17 protein-coding genes are annotated in these 15,814 nt (G+C 44.4%); 9 read left to right on the top strand and 8 right to left on the bottom strand.

From position 1 onward, the window contains the following. The first annotated feature begins 1 nt into the window (after position 1). From V7R42_RS10855 to V7R42_RS10845, 3 genes are all read left to right on the top strand, one after another. A complete protein-coding gene (locus V7R42_RS10855) occupies positions 2-796 on the top strand; it encodes an SGNH/GDSL hydrolase family protein (RefSeq protein WP_334020230.1) in 795 nt (264 codons plus the stop codon). Between the two features lie 82 nt (positions 797-878). Next, complete coding sequence (locus tag V7R42_RS10850) at positions 879-1,556, top strand: DsbA family oxidoreductase (RefSeq protein ID WP_334020228.1); 678 nt, start codon at positions 879-881, stop codon at positions 1,554-1,556. Positions 1,557-1,583: 27 nt separating this feature from the next. Beyond that, entirely contained in the window at positions 1,584-2,576 is a 993-nt protein-coding gene (locus tag V7R42_RS10845; RefSeq protein ID WP_334020227.1) for an XdhC family protein, read from the top strand. Positions 2,577-2,626: 50 nt separating this feature from the next. Here V7R42_RS10845 and V7R42_RS10840 read toward each other — a convergent pair whose 3' ends face one another. Continuing rightward, the gene (locus V7R42_RS10840; RefSeq protein ID WP_334020226.1) at positions 2,627-2,848 is read right to left on the bottom strand and encodes a hypothetical protein; all 222 of its coding nucleotides are present in this window, start codon (positions 2,846-2,848) and stop codon (positions 2,627-2,629) included. 250 nt (positions 2,849-3,098) lie between these two features. Here V7R42_RS10840 and V7R42_RS10835 point away from each other — a divergent pair, with 250 nt between their 5' ends. The 4 genes from V7R42_RS10835 to V7R42_RS10820 all read left to right on the top strand — a co-directional run bounded on the left by V7R42_RS10835 (position 3,099) and on the right by V7R42_RS10820 (position 7,190). Next, on the top strand, positions 3,099-3,785 hold the full coding sequence (locus V7R42_RS10835; protein WP_334020225.1) for a histidine phosphatase family protein: 687 nt from the start codon (positions 3,099-3,101) through the stop codon (positions 3,783-3,785). 11 nt (positions 3,786-3,796) lie between these two features. Beyond that, complete coding sequence (locus tag V7R42_RS10830) at positions 3,797-5,032, top strand: acyl-CoA dehydrogenase family protein (RefSeq protein ID WP_334020224.1); 1,236 nt, start codon at positions 3,797-3,799, stop codon at positions 5,030-5,032. Between the two features lie 50 nt (positions 5,033-5,082). Beyond that, the gene (locus V7R42_RS10825) at positions 5,083-6,141 is read left to right on the top strand and encodes a phosphotransferase family protein (protein ID WP_334020223.1); all 1,059 of its coding nucleotides are present in this window, start codon (positions 5,083-5,085) and stop codon (positions 6,139-6,141) included. A 74-nt stretch (positions 6,142-6,215) separates the two neighbouring features. Continuing rightward, the gene (locus V7R42_RS10820; protein WP_061486004.1) at positions 6,216-7,190 is read left to right on the top strand and encodes an NADPH:quinone oxidoreductase family protein; all 975 of its coding nucleotides are present in this window, start codon (positions 6,216-6,218) and stop codon (positions 7,188-7,190) included. Positions 7,191-7,268: 78 nt separating this feature from the next. On the opposite strand, the gene V7R42_RS10815 is transcribed toward V7R42_RS10820, so the two are convergent. The 3 genes from V7R42_RS10815 to V7R42_RS10805 all read right to left on the bottom strand — a co-directional run bounded on the left by V7R42_RS10815 (position 7,269) and on the right by V7R42_RS10805 (position 10,089). Beyond that, a complete protein-coding gene (locus V7R42_RS10815; RefSeq protein ID WP_334020222.1) occupies positions 7,269-8,684 on the bottom strand; it encodes an alpha-amylase family protein in 1,416 nt (471 codons plus the stop codon). Between the two features lie 175 nt (positions 8,685-8,859). Beyond that, entirely contained in the window at positions 8,860-9,441 is a 582-nt protein-coding gene (locus V7R42_RS10810) for a YchJ family protein (RefSeq protein ID WP_334020221.1), read from the bottom strand. A 237-nt stretch (positions 9,442-9,678) separates the two neighbouring features. Beyond that, positions 9,679-10,089 (bottom strand): deoxyguanosinetriphosphate triphosphohydrolase, encoded by a 411-nt coding sequence (locus tag V7R42_RS10805; RefSeq protein ID WP_334020220.1) that lies wholly within the window; start codon positions 10,087-10,089, stop codon positions 9,679-9,681. A 328-nt stretch (positions 10,090-10,417) separates the two neighbouring features. Here V7R42_RS10805 and V7R42_RS10800 point away from each other — a divergent pair, with 328 nt between their 5' ends. Beyond that, the gene (locus tag V7R42_RS10800) at positions 10,418-10,816 is read left to right on the top strand and encodes a YqaA family protein (protein ID WP_014998633.1); all 399 of its coding nucleotides are present in this window, start codon (positions 10,418-10,420) and stop codon (positions 10,814-10,816) included. A gap of 22 nt (positions 10,817-10,838) precedes the next feature. Here V7R42_RS10800 and V7R42_RS10795 read toward each other — a convergent pair whose 3' ends face one another. Beyond that, positions 10,839-11,498 carry a sulfite oxidase heme-binding subunit YedZ gene (locus V7R42_RS10795; RefSeq protein ID WP_334020219.1) on the bottom strand — a complete coding sequence of 220 codons (660 nt, stop codon included), beginning with the start codon at positions 11,496-11,498 and terminating at the stop codon, positions 10,839-10,841. A gap of 94 nt (positions 11,499-11,592) precedes the next feature. Then, on the bottom strand, positions 11,593-12,600 hold the full coding sequence (gene msrP / locus V7R42_RS10790) for a protein-methionine-sulfoxide reductase catalytic subunit MsrP (RefSeq protein WP_334020218.1): 1,008 nt from the start codon (positions 12,598-12,600) through the stop codon (positions 11,593-11,595). A 301-nt stretch (positions 12,601-12,901) separates the two neighbouring features. On the opposite strand from msrP, the gene V7R42_RS10785 reads away from it, so the two are divergent. Further along, positions 12,902-13,729, top strand: coding sequence for a hypothetical protein (locus V7R42_RS10785; RefSeq protein WP_334020217.1), 828 nt, complete (start codon positions 12,902-12,904; stop codon positions 13,727-13,729). Between the two features lie 64 nt (positions 13,730-13,793). Here the strand turns inward: V7R42_RS10785 and V7R42_RS10780 are convergent, their stop codons facing one another. Beyond that, a complete protein-coding gene (locus tag V7R42_RS10780) occupies positions 13,794-15,137 on the bottom strand; it encodes an anti-phage deoxyguanosine triphosphatase (RefSeq protein ID WP_334020216.1) in 1,344 nt (447 codons plus the stop codon). 76 nt (positions 15,138-15,213) lie between these two features. Next, positions 15,214-15,813, bottom strand: coding sequence for a 5'-deoxynucleotidase (yfbR, locus tag V7R42_RS10775; protein WP_334020215.1), 600 nt, complete (start codon positions 15,811-15,813; stop codon positions 15,214-15,216). Position 15,814: the final 1 nt, after the last annotated feature.

The following is a 15,814-nucleotide window of genomic DNA, read 5'->3' as shown; positions in this document are numbered from 1 at the left end:
GGTGTTAAACCTGATTATTGTTTTACTTCTTCCGGTTATTTTGCTTCAAGCATTGTGGGTGAGGAAGAAGACCGCTGTACTGCCAGAGCCCGACGGCGAGCGGGTATTAACCTCAGCCGATAGTAAATTGCTACTCACTAATAACGTTTTGGTTATAGGCGATTCTGCTGCCGCTGGTGTTGGTTCAACGACGCAAATGGGGGCACTCACAGGTCTGCTGTATTCAAATCTTCTTAAGCTTGGGGCAACGCGAGTGACGTTGCACGCTAAAACAGGTTTTAAAAGTGAAGATGTGCTCAATCTTCTACATGAAATACCTGCGGAGCACTTTTCGTCGGTGCTCCTCTCTATTGGTGTTAACGACGTGACCAAATTTGTACCGCTGAAACGGTGGCGACAAAACATCGATGGTATTAGTGCGCTACTGTCAGATAAATTTGGTTGCGAAACAGTATTGTTTACAGCGCTACCGCCAATTCATTGCTTCCCAGCGCTACCACAGCCTTTGCGTGCACTATTAGGTTACCGAGCGCGGCTATTAAATCAAGCTTTGGCTGAGTGTGTAACACCCCGTGCTAACGCAGATATATTATATGTTACTGCACTCAATGTGAGCGGGACTATGGCGGATATTCAACAAAGTGGTTTGATGGCAGCAGATGGCTTTCATCCCTCCACGAAAGGCTATGAGATATGGGCACACTCAGCTTTTGAAAAACTTTCCTCGATTTACAGCACCACAGTGGGCGCGACAGAAAAAGGCACGGCAGAAACTGATGTAACTGCGACGAAATAATCGCTGTTTGGGGTTGAAGTTTCTTTTTGTAACCTTATCTAAGCCCTTATATTTCAATGAATTCAATAAAGCGAGGCCTAGCATGGCAGCAAATGAGCAAGGTGTACAAAGTGCGAGCGATATGCAGAGAGTAACGGTTAACATGGTATCAGACGTGGTATGTCCATGGTGTATTGTAGGGTACCAGCGCTTGCAAGAAGCCATTAAAACCCTTGATAACATTGAAGTAAATATTAAGTTTCACCCGTTCGAGTTAAACCCCAATATGCCAGAAGAAGGGCAAAACCTTCGCGAGCACATAATGGAAAAATACGGTATTAGTGAGCAGCAAAGCGCGCAGAACAGAGCGCGGTTAGTAGAAGCGGGCGAGCAATTAGGCTTTTCGTTTAACTTTACTGACGATTCTCGCATGCAGAACACGTTTAAGGCTCACCAACTTATTCACTTTGCTGCAGAAAACGGCCTTGAAGAAGAAATGAAGCTGGCCTTATTTAATGCCTACTTCACAGACGGTAAAAACATTAATGATCTAGGTGTTCTAGTAACGTTGGCACAAACGGTTGGCCTTGATAAGTCTGAAGCTGAACAAGCGCTTAAAAGTGAAAAATACGCGCAAGCGGTGCGTGAGGAAGAAACTATTTGGATGCAGCGTGGTATTCAGAGTGTACCGACTTTCGTTATTGGCAATCAGGGCGTAGCCGGGGCACAGGAGCCAGCTACATTGGCAGCATTTGTTGCCCAAGCGGCATCACAGCAATAAGCAGGTTGATTAGGTTCAGAGGCAGTTATGAGTAATCACGTTAACCATTTGCTAGCACAGTGGCTTCCGCTCAAAAACAAGCACAAATGGGTGCTGGGTTTTATTTTTAAAACCGAAGGTTCATGCTATCGCAAAGCAGGCGCCATGATGTTGTTTAGTGATGCAGGGCATCAGCTAGGTATATTAAGCGGTGGCTGCTTAGAAAGTGACATCGTTAAAAAAGCCCAGCGAGTAATGACCGACGGCGTTAGTCGTACCGCGGTTTACGACGACGAAGATGAAGAAGACATCGCGTTTAAACTAGGTGTAGGATGCGGCGGTGTGGTGCACTTAGCACTCGTACCAGTTAATCAAGACAATCAGTATTTATCGTTGGATGTGGTTAGCAAAAGCTTATCGAACGGAAAAGCGTGTGAGTGGCGCTGCGCTGTAGACGGTACTTTTGGGGATTGCACGAAATTGGAAGACCATACTGCGAAACCTAGAAAAGCGTCGCTAGACACCGTTGATGGCAAGCGCACATTGTCGGTTTTGATGCTGCCGCCTATCCACCTACTTGTTGTTGGAGGTGGGTACGACGCAACCTTTATGACTAAGCTGGCTAATTTGCAAGGCTATTTAGTAAGCCTTTGGGACCCAAGACCTGCACAAGCAAGACTTGAGCACTTTCCCGAAGTAAATTACTTGATTGAAGACCCGTCTACCGAGGGCTTACGTCTTCACATGGGCGAACATAACATTCAGGCGGCGGTGCTTATGTCTCATCATCGCGAGATTGACGCAAAAGCGCTGCAGGTGCTAAGCAAACAGTTGTTAACCTATACGGCAATGCTAGGGCCACTGCACCGCAAGCAGGAAATAATGGATTTAGCAGGGATTAGCGATACTAATTTTACTCAGTACTTCGCTAGCCCCGCAGGCTTTGACATTGGTGGTGAGCTACCCGAGCATATTGCGCTGTCTGTTATTGCACAGTGTCACGCAGTGTTTCATACAAAACCTACGCATTTGAAGCGTTAGAAAGACTTTCTGAAGGTAACGCCAAAGCTTCTAGGTATGCCACCTCTTGTCTATACCGACACATCAAAGTCGCTTCGTGCAACGTACTCTTCGTCGAATACGTTGCGCAACACAACGGCATATAATTCGGTATTTTCTTTCTCCAGCAAAGTGGCGTCGAATTCTCCGCCTTCAACACTGATGTCGCCTGCGTTTTGCAGGTTGATCCCCTTTCCTGTAAAGGTATTCGCCTGAAAGTCACTAATTTGCGAGTCACGTGCAGCGACATTCACCTAAACGCCGTTTTCTCTAAAAATGCGTTTGTACATACAGTGTATTGAACATATATTGCACTTGTTTGAGACTGTCGTGTCTAATGTGGTGCGAAACGTGCAATGCGAAACGTACAAAAAGTGGTCAGGCATCTGTGGGTGAATAGTTTCACATGATGCATACACATTCAAAATATCAATTAAACTTATATCGCTGTTTTCCTTAGTATGTCGGTTGAAAGTTAACATATTAATAACATCAGGCAGCGGTATGACAGACATCTATTTAGTGCGACATGGTCAAGCGTCTTTTGGCAAAGCGAACTATGACAAGCTTAGTGAACTGGGTGGGCAACAGGCCATTTGGCTTGGTGACTATTTCAAGCATCGCAATGTTGAGTTTGATGCCGTTTTCTCTGGCGACATGGTTAGGCATCACGAAACCAAAGACGGTATTGCCTCCGGTATTGCTACTGAAGACTATACGCTACCTGAAGTTACAGTGAATAGCGCACTGAATGAATTCAATTTTCAGGCAGTGGCTACCGCCTATTTAACACGCTACCCAGAAGCAAAAGTACCTGAAGGCGCATCGCCTTCTGAATATTACCGATTGCTTAAAAAAGCAATGCTTGCCTGGTCGCAAGACGAACTGGCTCATGAATTCCTTGATGAAACATGGGGTCAGTTCGAAGACAGAGTTCACAGTATGCTCACGCATCTTCAAAGTATGGACGCGAAGCGTGTTCTCGTTGTGAGTTCTGGCGGTGCAATTGCCATGATGCTTAAACACATTCTTGGCTACGATGCGGCCACCGTTGTAAATATGAATTTGCAGATCCGAAATGCCAGTTTTTCTCAATGCTTTGCCAATGGGCGAGGCATTCATCTAAATAACTTCAACAGCGTACCTCACCTGGATGTGATTGACAGGTTACACGCCATTACCTACAGCTAAATGGGGCAGTTATGAACTTTGAATATAATGAAAAGACCCAAGCACTTTTAGAAAAGTTAAAAGCGTTTATGAAAGAAGAAGTGTATCCAATTGAAAAAGATTACATTCACGCCGTAGAAAATGGCTCTGCCAATAATGGCGAAGGTCGTTGGAAAACGCCTGAAACGATGCACACATTGAAAAAGCGTGCAAAAGACGCGGGTCTTTGGAATTTGTTTTTACCTGAAGAATATAAGCCATACGGGGCAGGCCTGACTAACGCAGAATATGCGCCACTTTGTGAAGAAATGGGCAGAGTTTTGTTTAGCTCTGAAATCTTCAACTGTAGTGCGCCAGATACTGGCAATATGGAAGTTCTGGCGAAATACGGTAACGAAAGTCAGAAAAAGCAGTGGTTAGAGCCGCTTCTAAACGGAGAGATACGCTCTGCCTTTGCTATGACAGAGCCTGCAGTGGCATCGAGTGACGCAACAAACATCGAAACTTCAATTAAGCGCGATGGCGATGAATATGTTATTAACGGCCGTAAGTGGTACACCAGCGGTGCTATGAACGAAAACTGTAAAATTATGGTGGTTATGGGTAAAACTGATTTCGATGCACCTCGTCACCAGCAGCAGTCTCAAATTTTAGTTCCTATGGACACCAAGGGTGTAACTATTGTTCGCCCAATGGCTGCAATGGGCTATTACGACGAGCCTATTGGTCATGCTGAAGTCTTGTTTGAAGATGTACGTGTACCGGCAGAAAACTTACTGCTTGGTGAAGGGCGTGGTTTTGAAATTGCACAAGGGCGCTTAGGCCCGGGCCGTATTCACCATTGTATGCGCCTTATTGGCTGTGCACAGCGCGCGCTCGATATGGCCTGTGAACGAGTTGAAAGCCGTGTGGCGTTTGGCAAGCCGTTGTCAAAACAGCAATCGGTTAGAGAGAGCATTGCGCAGATGCACTGTGACATTGAACAGGCGCGCCTGCTTACGTTAAAAGCGGCAGATAAGATGGATCGCTATGGCAACAAAGTGTCGCGCGACCTTATCGCTGCTATCAAAATAGTTGCGCCTACTATGGCCTGTAACGTTATCGACCAAGCCATACAGATGCACGGCGCTGCGGGTACAAGCCAAGATTTTGTATTGTCTGCCATGTACGCTTATGCGCGTACCATCAAGCTGGCAGATGGTCCTGATCAGGTACACATGATGCAGTTAGGTCGTAATCTTATTGCAGAGAAAGCAGTTGCTGAATAGGTCATTGTTGTAAATAAACAATACAGAAAAATTACGGGTAAGGAGTGAACGTGTCTAAAGACAATGCGAAAGCCCCACATGTCATAGATTTAGCAGTGCTGAATTCGTATTTATCTTCTGCGTGCCCGGGTATTGGGCACGTCAAAAGCGCTGAGAAATTTGCAGGTGGGCAATCGAACCCGACGTTTAAGCTTACTACGGATAACGGCGTCTACGTGTTACGCCGTCAACCTCCGGGTAAGTTACTGAAATCGGCCCATGCAGTTGACCGAGAATTTCGCGTTATCAACGCGTTGCAGGGCTCAGAAGTGCCTGTGCCCAAAGCGTACCATTTATGTGAAGATACCAGCATAATCGGTAGCATGTTTTACATTATGGCCTATGTCGAAGGTGACATTTTCTGGAATAGCGCACTGCCTGAAATAGCATCTTCTGCTACTCGTGGTGCCATGTATGATGAAATGAACCGAGTGCTTGCAGCGCTTCACAGTGTAGATATTAAAAGCGCAGGCTTAGGCGATTATGGAAAGCCTGGCAGCTACTTTGAACGTCAGCTAAGCAGGTGGACAAAACAGTATCGTGCATCTGAACTTGAGCATGTTGAAGAAATTGAAAGTCTCATTCAGTATCTTGAGACCAACCTGCCAAAAGATGATGGTCAAGTCTCGTTGGTCCATGGCGATTTTCGTTTAGACAATATGATGTTTGATATGTCTGACCCTAAAAAACCAAGAGTAGTCGCGGTGCTTGATTGGGAATTATCAACGTTGGGGCACCCGTATGCCGATTTGGCTTACCAATGTATGCAGCTGCGCCTTCCCTCTGACATTGCGCATGCGGCAGGGTTAGGTGGTTTAGACAGAGAGCAGTTAGGCATTCCAAGTGAACAAGAATATATCAATATGTATTGCGAGCGAAGAGGTATTGATGGGATTAGCAATTGGACATTTTACCTCGCATTTAGTTTTTTCCGTTTAGCCGCTATTTTACAAGGCGTGGTAAAACGCGCACACGATGGCAATGCGTCAAGCGAGAAGGCTATGCAATTAGGCGCAATGGTGCGACCTCTGGCGCAAATTGCGAACCAAACCATTCACCAAAGCGCATAAACGCCATATAACGTATTAAATGACATGTCATGCTATCAATAGCGTGCACGTCGAACAAAGAAACTGGAGACAGTATGAAAGCAATTGTATGCGAATCTTTTGGGCCACTTGAAGAGCTTCAATTTAAAGACGTTGCAGACCCGCAAGTAAAAAAAGGGCATGTAGTCGTAAATGTTGAAGCCGCAGGGGTGAACTTTCCAGACGGACTATTGGTACAAGGTCTGTATCAAATGCAGCCAGACTTCCCGTTTATTCCTGGCAATGAAGTGGCAGGCACCATATCTGAAGTAGGTGAGGGCGTAAGCCATTTAAAAGAAGGGCAGCGAGTTATCGCGTTGTCTAACTTAGGTGGTTACGCAGAAAAAGCGCTGATCCCTGCCACGCATGTTATGCCGTTACCTGATCCCATCCATGTTAATGAAGGGGCTGCTCTTGTAACTGCCCATGCGACAGCACATCACGCATTAAAGCAGCGCGCAAAACTGCAGCCAGGCGAAACACTGGTGGTAACCGGCGCGGCTGGTGGTACTGGCTTAGCAGCAGTGCAAATAGGCAAGATTATGGGCGCTAAAGTGATTGCAGTTTGCTCAACAGAAGAAAAGCTGGCTCTCGCGAAAGAGTATGGCGCTGATGTTTTAATTAACTACAAAGAAAAAGATCTGAAAGAAACACTGAAAGAAGTCACAGGGGGTAAAGGTGTAGACGTAGTTTATGAATGCGTTGGTGGTGACACCTTCCACGCATGCAGCCGCAGTATGGCGTGGGAAGGGCGTTTGCTTGTGGTTGGCTTTGCAGGCGGAGAGATCCCGAAATTCCCGGTTAATTTAGCGCTGGTAAAAGGCTATTCAGTCATGGGGGTATTTTGGGGCTCGTTTACTCAGCACGATCCAAAAGGCTTCGCGGAAAACATGCAAGAGCTTTTAACGTGGTATGTGCAAGGTAAGGTTAAAGTGGTTGTAGATGAAGCGTTGCCCTTAGAACAAGCAACGAAAGCCATGGCAAAGGTAATGAATCGAGAAGTAAAAGGTAAAATGGTGCTAGTGCCCTGATCCTAAAAGCCTGGCAAGAAAGTAAGTTAACGAAAAGCCTGAACATTTGGTGTTCAGGCCTTTTTTGTTAAGATTGCTTTATTCCATAAGCCACATTCGCGCACTTCTTCCTGGTACATAGAATTTGTGCCACTGAGTGGTAATATATTGCACATCATTACTTAACGTATCGCGGTAATTTCTATACCACCATAAATTGTCCGTAGATGTATCTACCCATATATCTTGGCCGTCCGCGCATTTATTAATACCCACGACGCCTTGGTGGTCACGCTTGAAGAAAATAACGCAGTCATTATGACTTACCACTTGCATGCCACTGCCCTGAACCCCGTTATGGAATTTAACCATACCCTTGATGTCATCACGCTTATACAAATCTACCCAGCGATTATCACCACTTTCATTGTTATCTGAGTACAGTAGTGGAACACCACCGTCACGACCTAGTACATAGGCATTTGCCAAGTGTTCGTCGGTTGGGTCAAGTAACTGGTAGCGGAAGCCGTCGTTGAGCGGAATGTCGTGGGTAATACTAAATGTAATAGCCTTGTCGCCTGATAAGGCCTGACCGTACGCACCTGGGTCAACTAAGGCATTCATCGAACCACCGAAGCTAAACGCACTTCGTATTTGCGCGAAAAGCGGGAAATCGTAAGCCGAGTGACCTGTTGCTGATAAATAAGGTGCAAGGAAGTTATCATACTCACTAGAGCCTGCACCGCCCGTGGTAATAATTTCTCCGAAAACATGTACGCCGTTTTTGATATTGCTATCGAACACCGCGTTTATATGATAGTTGGTCATGTGCTTTGCAGCGTCAACGCGAAATCCGGTAACACCCATGCCTTTTAACGCCTGAAGATACGCTTTTTGCTGAGCTACTACCCAATTATTGGGATCCAAGTCGGGCAAGCCAGGATCTGGCGCAGCGCCACATAACCTATTGTACTGAACATCGCCGACGTCGCTGTAGTTACTGATGCATTTAGGGCCACCTTGATCATACGTACCGTGGAAGTCACCACCGCCAAGAAGGCCGCTACTTACATCACCAAATAATGTGATGCCATTGTAGTATCCCTGATTTGATGAGTATTGCTGTAGTACTTCACTTCCGGGATAGTTTAAGTCTGAACGTTTCCACGCTTCATTCGCCATATGATTAAAGACAATATCCGCATATGTCGCTACACCTTTGGCATTTAATGCATTAACCATCGCTTGAAAATCAGCAGTGTCACCAAGTGGGTTATCAATAACTCGATAGTCCTGTGGTTGATATCGCGCCCACCATTGATCACCTGTCGATTTATAAGCAGGCGAAACAAGTACTTTCGTGTAACCAAGATCCGCAATTTCCTGGGCCTTTGCGGCAACATCGTCGTAGGTCCAGTTAAATGCGTGTAGTATAACGTCGGCATAGCTTTGATAACTTAATGTACTTAGTGCTGCGCCTATTAAAACGCCTGCCGCATGTTTCTTCATCTTCATAGTGTGTCCTATTTTATGTGGGAGCGAAACAAAAGATGAAAGTGATGTTTACATTTTGTTTACAAATAATAAACATTATGCATACGTATTCAATTCACCTTTAATTTTAAATTAAAGGAAAGGTGAACGGTTAAGATACGCAGGGAAGGGAGTACAGTTAGTTATTGCTGCTGGTTTAGCGGCTCTTAGTTGCGCAGCACTGTTTGAATTTTTTGTTGCTACCGCAAACACAAGGGAGATTTCTGCCGTATTTAATTTTTCCACAGTCGTCGTGTAATACACCATCATGGTAACGCCACTTACCTTCCTCAACACTAAAATTTGATGTTTCGTGAAGCTGATACATACTTTTATTTTCAAAATAGTAAGCAGTGAATTCAACAAAGGCAGTGTTGGGCTTGGAGATGGGCTTTAAATTGGGCTTATTGATTGACTCAGCGTTGGTTACTGCTTCGACTTTAGCGTTTTCGTGTACAGCGCTGTCTTCTAGTTGATCTATCGAGTTTGCCGCAAGAGTGGGGTGTACTTTAAGCGCGAACCATGTCGCACCTTGTGCGCTTTTCGCCAAATCCTCTACAGAAAGACCCTGCTGCTTTTCTTTGGTGTAGGTTTCAAGAATATAATGATAATACGCTGTAGCGTAGGCTGAAAACCGTGAGCGCATAAGTTGCTCTGCAGAATTAGGGTATTTATCACCCTTAATAAAAGGCTCGCAGCATTCGTCGAAGGATTTTGATGAGCAACAGTAACAGCGCATAAGACAACTCGCAGTTTAAGAGTATAACAAAGCGCTACAGTATAAGTATAAGTGGCGTGAGCCCCAACTTTTTTTAAACGTAAATGCTGCCGATATTCAAAGATTCCGTGGCGGTCCATGCCAAAGGGTACATGTCAGAAAGTCCATGCCAAAGAGCTGTATGAAAATAAATGTTTAGGCTTTTTTGCGCATCTCTATTTGGGTAAACGCAAGATGTAAGCATAAACATGCTTTGCATTACCAAGGGCCTAATGCAACATTTTGTTCGTCATTAATACTGTTGACACGTACATTCACCAGGCTGACAGAGTAAAGTTCACACAGCTTTCTAATCATTTCACTGTCTGTTGGTTGAAGGTCTAAATCGATGTTTTCCACATACAGTGTTTTACATTGGCCACCTGTAATCAGCTTACTGATCCATTCGGGCATTTTTTCTTTTTCAGGCTTTTGAATACGGATAGCATGATCAACGGTTTTCGAAAACGACACCGTGTTTGAAAGCAGATAATTCCAACCTTTGTCGTTACTTCCTTTTCCATTACCTTGTTTTTTGCCAGGAAACCCTTCTATCGGCAAAGGTAGTTGAACAACATTTGAAACCGAAGCGCGCAAAGCATTGAATCGTGAAACTGAAGATGTGTTCATAGTAAAACCCTTTATGCATTTGGCCTAAAGTTCATAAGTCGAACTTCAGGAATATTGTTATTAATTGGTACTGGCTGTATATACAGTGTGTATGTGTATACAGTATTCATAAAAGAGGGCTTTGGCAAGTATTTAGTTGTACTTTTTTCACACAAGTTGGTGCTTTCTCAGTAACTATATAAAAGATAATGGTTTTTTTGTTCTATCGAATTCTGAAGGAAGTATTCAGACTCCGATTGAGGTAAGATGCGCGCGAATTTCACATAGAAAACTACTGTATAAAGCTGGAGGAGCGTTGAGCGCGTTAATACATTTAGGCTACTTGGGGATGTTCTTATCGGCATTTTTGGCTGCCACAATATTGCCTTTTAGTTCTGAAATTGTGCTTAGTGCTTTATACAGTAGTGGCTTGAGCTGGGTATTGTTGCTTGTTGTTGCTTCGTTAGGAAATGTACTCGGCTCAGTGGTTAATTATGCATTGGGCTTCAAGTTCGGAAAAGAAATTGCGACCGATAAGTTAAAAGTGAGCGAAGCGGCGTTTAACCGTGCAAGCTACACCTTTACAAAGTGGGGGAAGTGGAGCTTGTTTTTATGCTGGGTACCTATTATTGGCGACCCTATTACTTTAGTAGCAGGTGTACTTAGAAGCCCGTTTTGGTTTTTTATTCTCGCGGTAACTCTTAGCAAAACAGCGCGTTATGCTGCACTGCTTTACGTACTTGTTTAAAAGGTTCTCGGCTTTAGTTTTCTCACGCAACTGCGTTTTTGTCTCTCGACTTCTTTTGGCTTTTCTTCTGATACGTCACATACCACTGCTTCATTCTTGGGCTCATTAATATCAGTCCAATCATCCAATACCAAATGGGCTCTTGCCAAAACGTCTTCTGCGACCAGCTGAAATGAAGTAGTGCAAGAGGCAGGATCAGGTAAATGCTGTTATGAAGCTTCTGCCACTTTCTTCCCATGTTGCGCTGGATACGCTTAAACGACGTAGCAGTGAGGGCAAAAAGAAGAAGCAACGCTGCCATGCCAACAATTATGTAGGGCCTGCTTACTATCTCGCTAGCCACTAGTGCCATATCAAGCTGGAGTTCAAACACTATGTAAGTGAGCAGGTGGGCAAAGGCGTAGACAAAGGTGTATACGCCAATCATACGTCTGAATTGCATCGGTTCTGGGCTTGGTAGCCATTTAGCAAGTGGGCTAAGAGCAAGCGTTAGTAAAAGAAAGTGAATGGCCCAGATTCCGGTTTCGTTGATGAGCGTGTTTACAGGGTCTGGGCCAAGTTGGTCGGTTACCCCTGCAAAAAACAACCAGGCGATATAGCCCAATGCGAAAAGGTGAATAAGACCTTTTAGGCTGCGGCGTTGCCAAACAGAGAGTCGAAACGGTTTTTTTCTTAACGGCATTAATTGAGCAACTTAATAATAATGTTTAAAAACTTTAGTTAAGTGATATTGATATGAATAACTAGCTATTTGGTTGAAACCCCATAAATATCAACTAGTAATAACGGGATAAGTCCATATCTTTATAAAGAGGTGCAACTTCGCTGTAGCCGTTGAACATTTGGGTGTCGATGCGATTTCTGGCGAGCAACCCACCTGTGGTTATTCTGCGCTCGCTGGCTTGACTCCACCTTGGATGTGATACGTTTGGATTCACGTTAGCGTAAAAACCGTACTCGTTGGCGGCCAGTCGATTCCATGTGGTAGGCGGCTTCTTGTCGGTAAGGCGAATTCTCACAATAGATTTAATGCTCTTAAAACCATACTTCCACGGTACAACAAGCCTGATAGGCGCGCCGTTTTGGGGCGGTAAGGTCTTTCCGTAAAGGCCAACCGACATGAGCGTTAACGGGTGCATGGCTTCATCAAGGCGCAACCCCTCCACATAAGGGTAATCAATGCCACCACCGGTAAAGCGACTTCGTTGGCCAGGCATTTGCTCAGGGTCGTATAGGGTTTCAAATGCCACATATTTGGCTGACATCAACGGATCAGCTTGTTTTAATAGCGCCCCTAACTCAAACCCAATCCAAGGGACCACCATCGACCATGCTTCAACGCAGCGTAAACGGTAGATGCGCTCTTCAAGGGGAAAACGCTTTGTTAAGGCATCGTAATCGAGCTCAATGGGGTTTTTAACCATCCCGTCAACTTTTAACGTCCATGGATTAGTTTGAAATTCATTCGCATTTTTGGCTGGTGCATCTTTAGATGTGCCAAACTCATAGAAGTTGTTGTAGCTGGTTACTTTATCTTCAGGCGTTCGGGTTTCCGTTATTTGAAACTTAGGGGGCTGACTAAACTCCAGCGCCTTTCCTTTAAATGCCTCTTTTTCTTCATCATCTTCCCAAAACCAACCGGCAGCACCTGCCGACTTCGCAAGTAATGTAGACGCACCTACAAAGCCCATAGATTTGAGCAATGAACGACGATTCATATAAACGCCTTCATTAGTTACGTCGTTATCAGTTAATTTTACTGAGGGTTTAAATGGTTTTGGCATTACGTCCCCTTTATCTGCCTTCAAAAAACGGCTTATCTAAATGAGCTACTCTCTACGTATATTTCACACCATGAGAATGTTCTAGCGCGTATTAAGCTTTACTCAATGCACTGCCATGCTGTTAATACGAGCGCACAGTAATTAAGTTTTAGGTGCGTACTAAAATAGACCTTAAAACTGGGTAATAAATTTCAAGAAAGTGTGGTGCTACTACAATTTTTCGTTTTTGACATGCTGAAATAATGGCAGTAGGGTTTAAATAAGACAGGAAGGTTGATGTTAACAGCAAAGGAAAGCCCCTATGAAAATATTTTTGGTAATCGTGATTGTCTTATGTGCGCATGTGGCAAATAACAGTTGGGCTAACGACTTATCCAACATTGATGCATTTCCTTTTATCAAGCACACTTCAAATAAAAGTGCAGCTCTATATGGCTCCATTATTTCCGGTGACCTGAATCAAAGCGAAGCCATTACACTTGGCAGAATTGAGAACATATTAACTGAGCCCAACATACAATTAGCCGATATGGTAGTCGCGTCACTGGGTCTTCAATTTTTATCTGCAAACATTGCTAATGGAATTTCTCCAATTCTGCGAGACGATATTTCTAATCTGTATGAAAGAACCAAAGCAAATTTTGTGAACAACAGGTTGCAGCGTCGAAATTTTCTAAGTTGCATGCTCTATGGAGACAAGAAAGTTAAATACACCCTAAAAGCGCTAGATACCTTGATTGGTGCGAATGGAGAATATTTCAAACAGGTTCATGAGACGCATTTTCGGCAAACAGACCATGCAACGCGAAGTTTAGCTGCTCAAATGTACGGGATGGTTACTAGAGAAACAGTTTTCATGGCGCAAACACATCGCGCAATACTTAATTTTCACAAACGCCATCCCGAAAGCGTATTAGATGAGCGCATTGATGTTGCTTTGCTATTGCGAAACTTAGCTGTGGGTTATAATCAAATGCGCGCTAAACCCAGCGAGTTAAGTACGAAGACCTTGATCAAACAACTCGAAAATGAAGGTGTAATACCTGCTGCATCCCTAAAAAACAGAGTGTATAGCTACATAGAAATACAGAACCTCCCTTGGTTAGTGAGTGCCCCTAGCCGTTTGTAAGTTAAGTTTAACGCTATTCTTCGATACCTCGATAACTGCACAGGTCGTAAATGACTCGCTTATTTTACATATGCAGACTATCTTGAATACCACCTTGTTTTGGAGAAAAGATATTGCTGTATAAGCGAGATGCAAATTCATCGGTCATGCCAGATATATAGTCGGCGAGAACGCGCATTCCATTACCGCTCTCACAGGCCTTACGCCAGCGTACTTGTGTGTTTTCAGGAAGTAAGCGGTCGGGATCTGATGCAAACGCCTCAAAAAGCTCCATAACCACCAGCTGCCCTTTGTATTCAAGCAGCTGCACATCGGGGCGGCGTATCACCTTGTTAAACACAAAGCGTTTGAAAAGCTCTAAGGCTTGTGCAAATTGTTCAGGCATTACAGCGTTGAACGCAAGTAACGGATGGGCAAAACCCTCAACGCATTTTATTGCAATAGCTGTGATAAAGCTATTTACTAGTGCACCTATGGCATTTTTCCTTTCATGATGTGCTGCACTAAATAGTTTGTTGGTCAGTGCTTCTATATTATCTGATAGCCATGGTACATCTAGGGCTTTTAGCGGAGTGGTTACATCCTCGACAAAATGATGCTTGTCGACCATATCCATTACAATGGCATCTTCTAAGTCGTGAATGCCATAGGCGATATCATCAGACAGCTCCATAATTGAGCAGTCAAACGATTTAAATTGCGTTTTGCTGTGGCCAAGTGGCTTTGTAGTAAACTGCATAAACGCGTTTTTATCTTCATTGCTAAATGGCGCAAGTAGCCAGTCGAACAGGGGCTCATCGCAGCGAAACAGACCTTTTGGAGGGTGCCAGTCGTGGGCCTTAACCTGACGAAGTGAGACAGGGCGCTCGGGCGTAAGTCCTTTACTATGAAGGGCATCAATAAAGTTTGGGTATTTAACTAAGCCTAATACGCTTCTTCTACATAAATTCATGCCGTGCTCGGCGGTATAAGGCTCTAGCTGAGTAATGATCCTAAAAGTTTGTCCGTTTCCTTCGAACCCGCCGTATTGGTGCATCATGTAATTAAGTGCAATTTCACCACCATGGCCGAAGGGTGGGTGACCAATATCGTGAGCCAAGCAGAGGGTTTCGATTAACGTAGAATCGAGCGCTAACGTCGTGGCAATATCTGGAAATTTCACCCAAAGCTGGGCGGTAATACCAGTCCCAATTTGGGCAGCTTCTAGAGAATGGGTAAGCCGAGTGCGATAGAAGTCGCTCAGCCCCACACCAAGCACTTGGGTTTTTGCTTGTAATCTGCGAAAGGCAGCGCTGTGAAGAACGCGTGCTTTATCGCGTTGATACGGATTGCGGTGATCGCCGTCTCTTGCTTCGCTACGGGGTAAACGACGCTCGTGTAATGCTAATTCCCAATCGCTTGTTGCCAAAAAAACCTCGCTGCCATGCCGTGTTTGCTGCTTCTATTCGTCTGTATAATGATTTATGGGCTGTTAATAGCCTTGCTCACATATCGTCTTGCGTGATTTCATCAAGGCTTAAAGAAAAGCTTGGTACGTAACGTGTTAAGAAGTAGTCCACCTCTTCAGAGTGATATTCTTTAAGGGTTTTATCTAACCGTTTCTTAGCCAGCTTAAACTCTTGATTGCCAGCAGCCAATTCTTCAAGCGTTTTAAGGTAAGCGCAAAGCACGTCTGCTGCTTTTACGATGAAGGCTTCTTCGTCACTATGGTAATGATGATCAATCAGTGCTGCATAGTCTTCACGAAACGCTTCTGGCGCCATTTCAATGAGCTTGTTTTCTGCAATTTTCTCAATTTTCTTGTATTCTTCTTTAATTGCGGGGTTGAAGTATTTTACTGGGGTAGGGAGGTCTCCCGTAAGTACCTCAGACACATCGTGAAATATCGCCATTGTTGCAATACGATCAGGGTTTAGTGTACCGCCGAAGAACTTATTTTTAATTAAGGCAAGCGCATGTGCAACCATGGCTACCTGCAAACTATGCTCTTGCACATTTTCTGTGCGAACGTTGTGCATCAGCGGCCAGCGGTTAATAAGCTTTAAGCGAGCAAGGTGCGCAAAAAAGTGACTTTTATCAGACACA

Origin of the sequence: Alteromonas sp. S015 (assembly GCF_036864485.1) — a bacterium.
Taxonomy (GTDB): domain Bacteria; phylum Pseudomonadota; class Gammaproteobacteria; order Enterobacterales; family Alteromonadaceae; genus Alteromonas.
This window is presented reverse-complemented; position numbering and strand designations above follow the sequence as displayed.

Bases quoted from the DNA above. Each gene is read 5' to 3' on its own strand.
- V7R42_RS10850 (WP_334020228.1), top strand. From the start codon at position 879: ATGGCAGCAAATGAGCAAGGTGTACAAAGTGCGAGCGATATGCAGAGA.
- V7R42_RS10845 (WP_334020227.1), top strand. From the start codon at position 1,584: ATGAGTAATCACGTTAACCATTTGCTAGCACAGTGGCTTCCGCTCAAA.
- V7R42_RS10835 (WP_334020225.1), top strand. From the start codon at position 3,099: ATGACAGACATCTATTTAGTGCGACATGGTCAAGCGTCTTTTGGCAAA.
- V7R42_RS10830 (WP_334020224.1), top strand. From the start codon at position 3,797: ATGAACTTTGAATATAATGAAAAGACCCAAGCACTTTTAGAAAAGTTA.
- V7R42_RS10820 (WP_061486004.1), top strand. From the start codon at position 6,216: ATGAAAGCAATTGTATGCGAATCTTTTGGGCCACTTGAAGAGCTTCAA.
- V7R42_RS10815 (WP_334020222.1), bottom strand. From the start codon at position 8,684: ATGAAGATGAAGAAACATGCGGCAGGCGTTTTAATAGGCGCAGCACTA.
- V7R42_RS10810 (WP_334020221.1), bottom strand. From the start codon at position 9,441: ATGCGCTGTTACTGTTGCTCATCAAAATCCTTCGACGAATGCTGCGAG.
- V7R42_RS10805 (WP_334020220.1), bottom strand. From the start codon at position 10,089: ATGAACACATCTTCAGTTTCACGATTCAATGCTTTGCGCGCTTCGGTT.
- V7R42_RS10800 (WP_014998633.1), top strand. From the start codon at position 10,418: ATGTTCTTATCGGCATTTTTGGCTGCCACAATATTGCCTTTTAGTTCT.
- V7R42_RS10795 (WP_334020219.1), bottom strand. From the start codon at position 11,498: ATGCCGTTAAGAAAAAAACCGTTTCGACTCTCTGTTTGGCAACGCCGC.
- msrP (WP_334020218.1), bottom strand. From the start codon at position 12,600: ATGCCAAAACCATTTAAACCCTCAGTAAAATTAACTGATAACGACGTA.
- V7R42_RS10785 (WP_334020217.1), top strand. From the start codon at position 12,902: ATGAAAATATTTTTGGTAATCGTGATTGTCTTATGTGCGCATGTGGCA.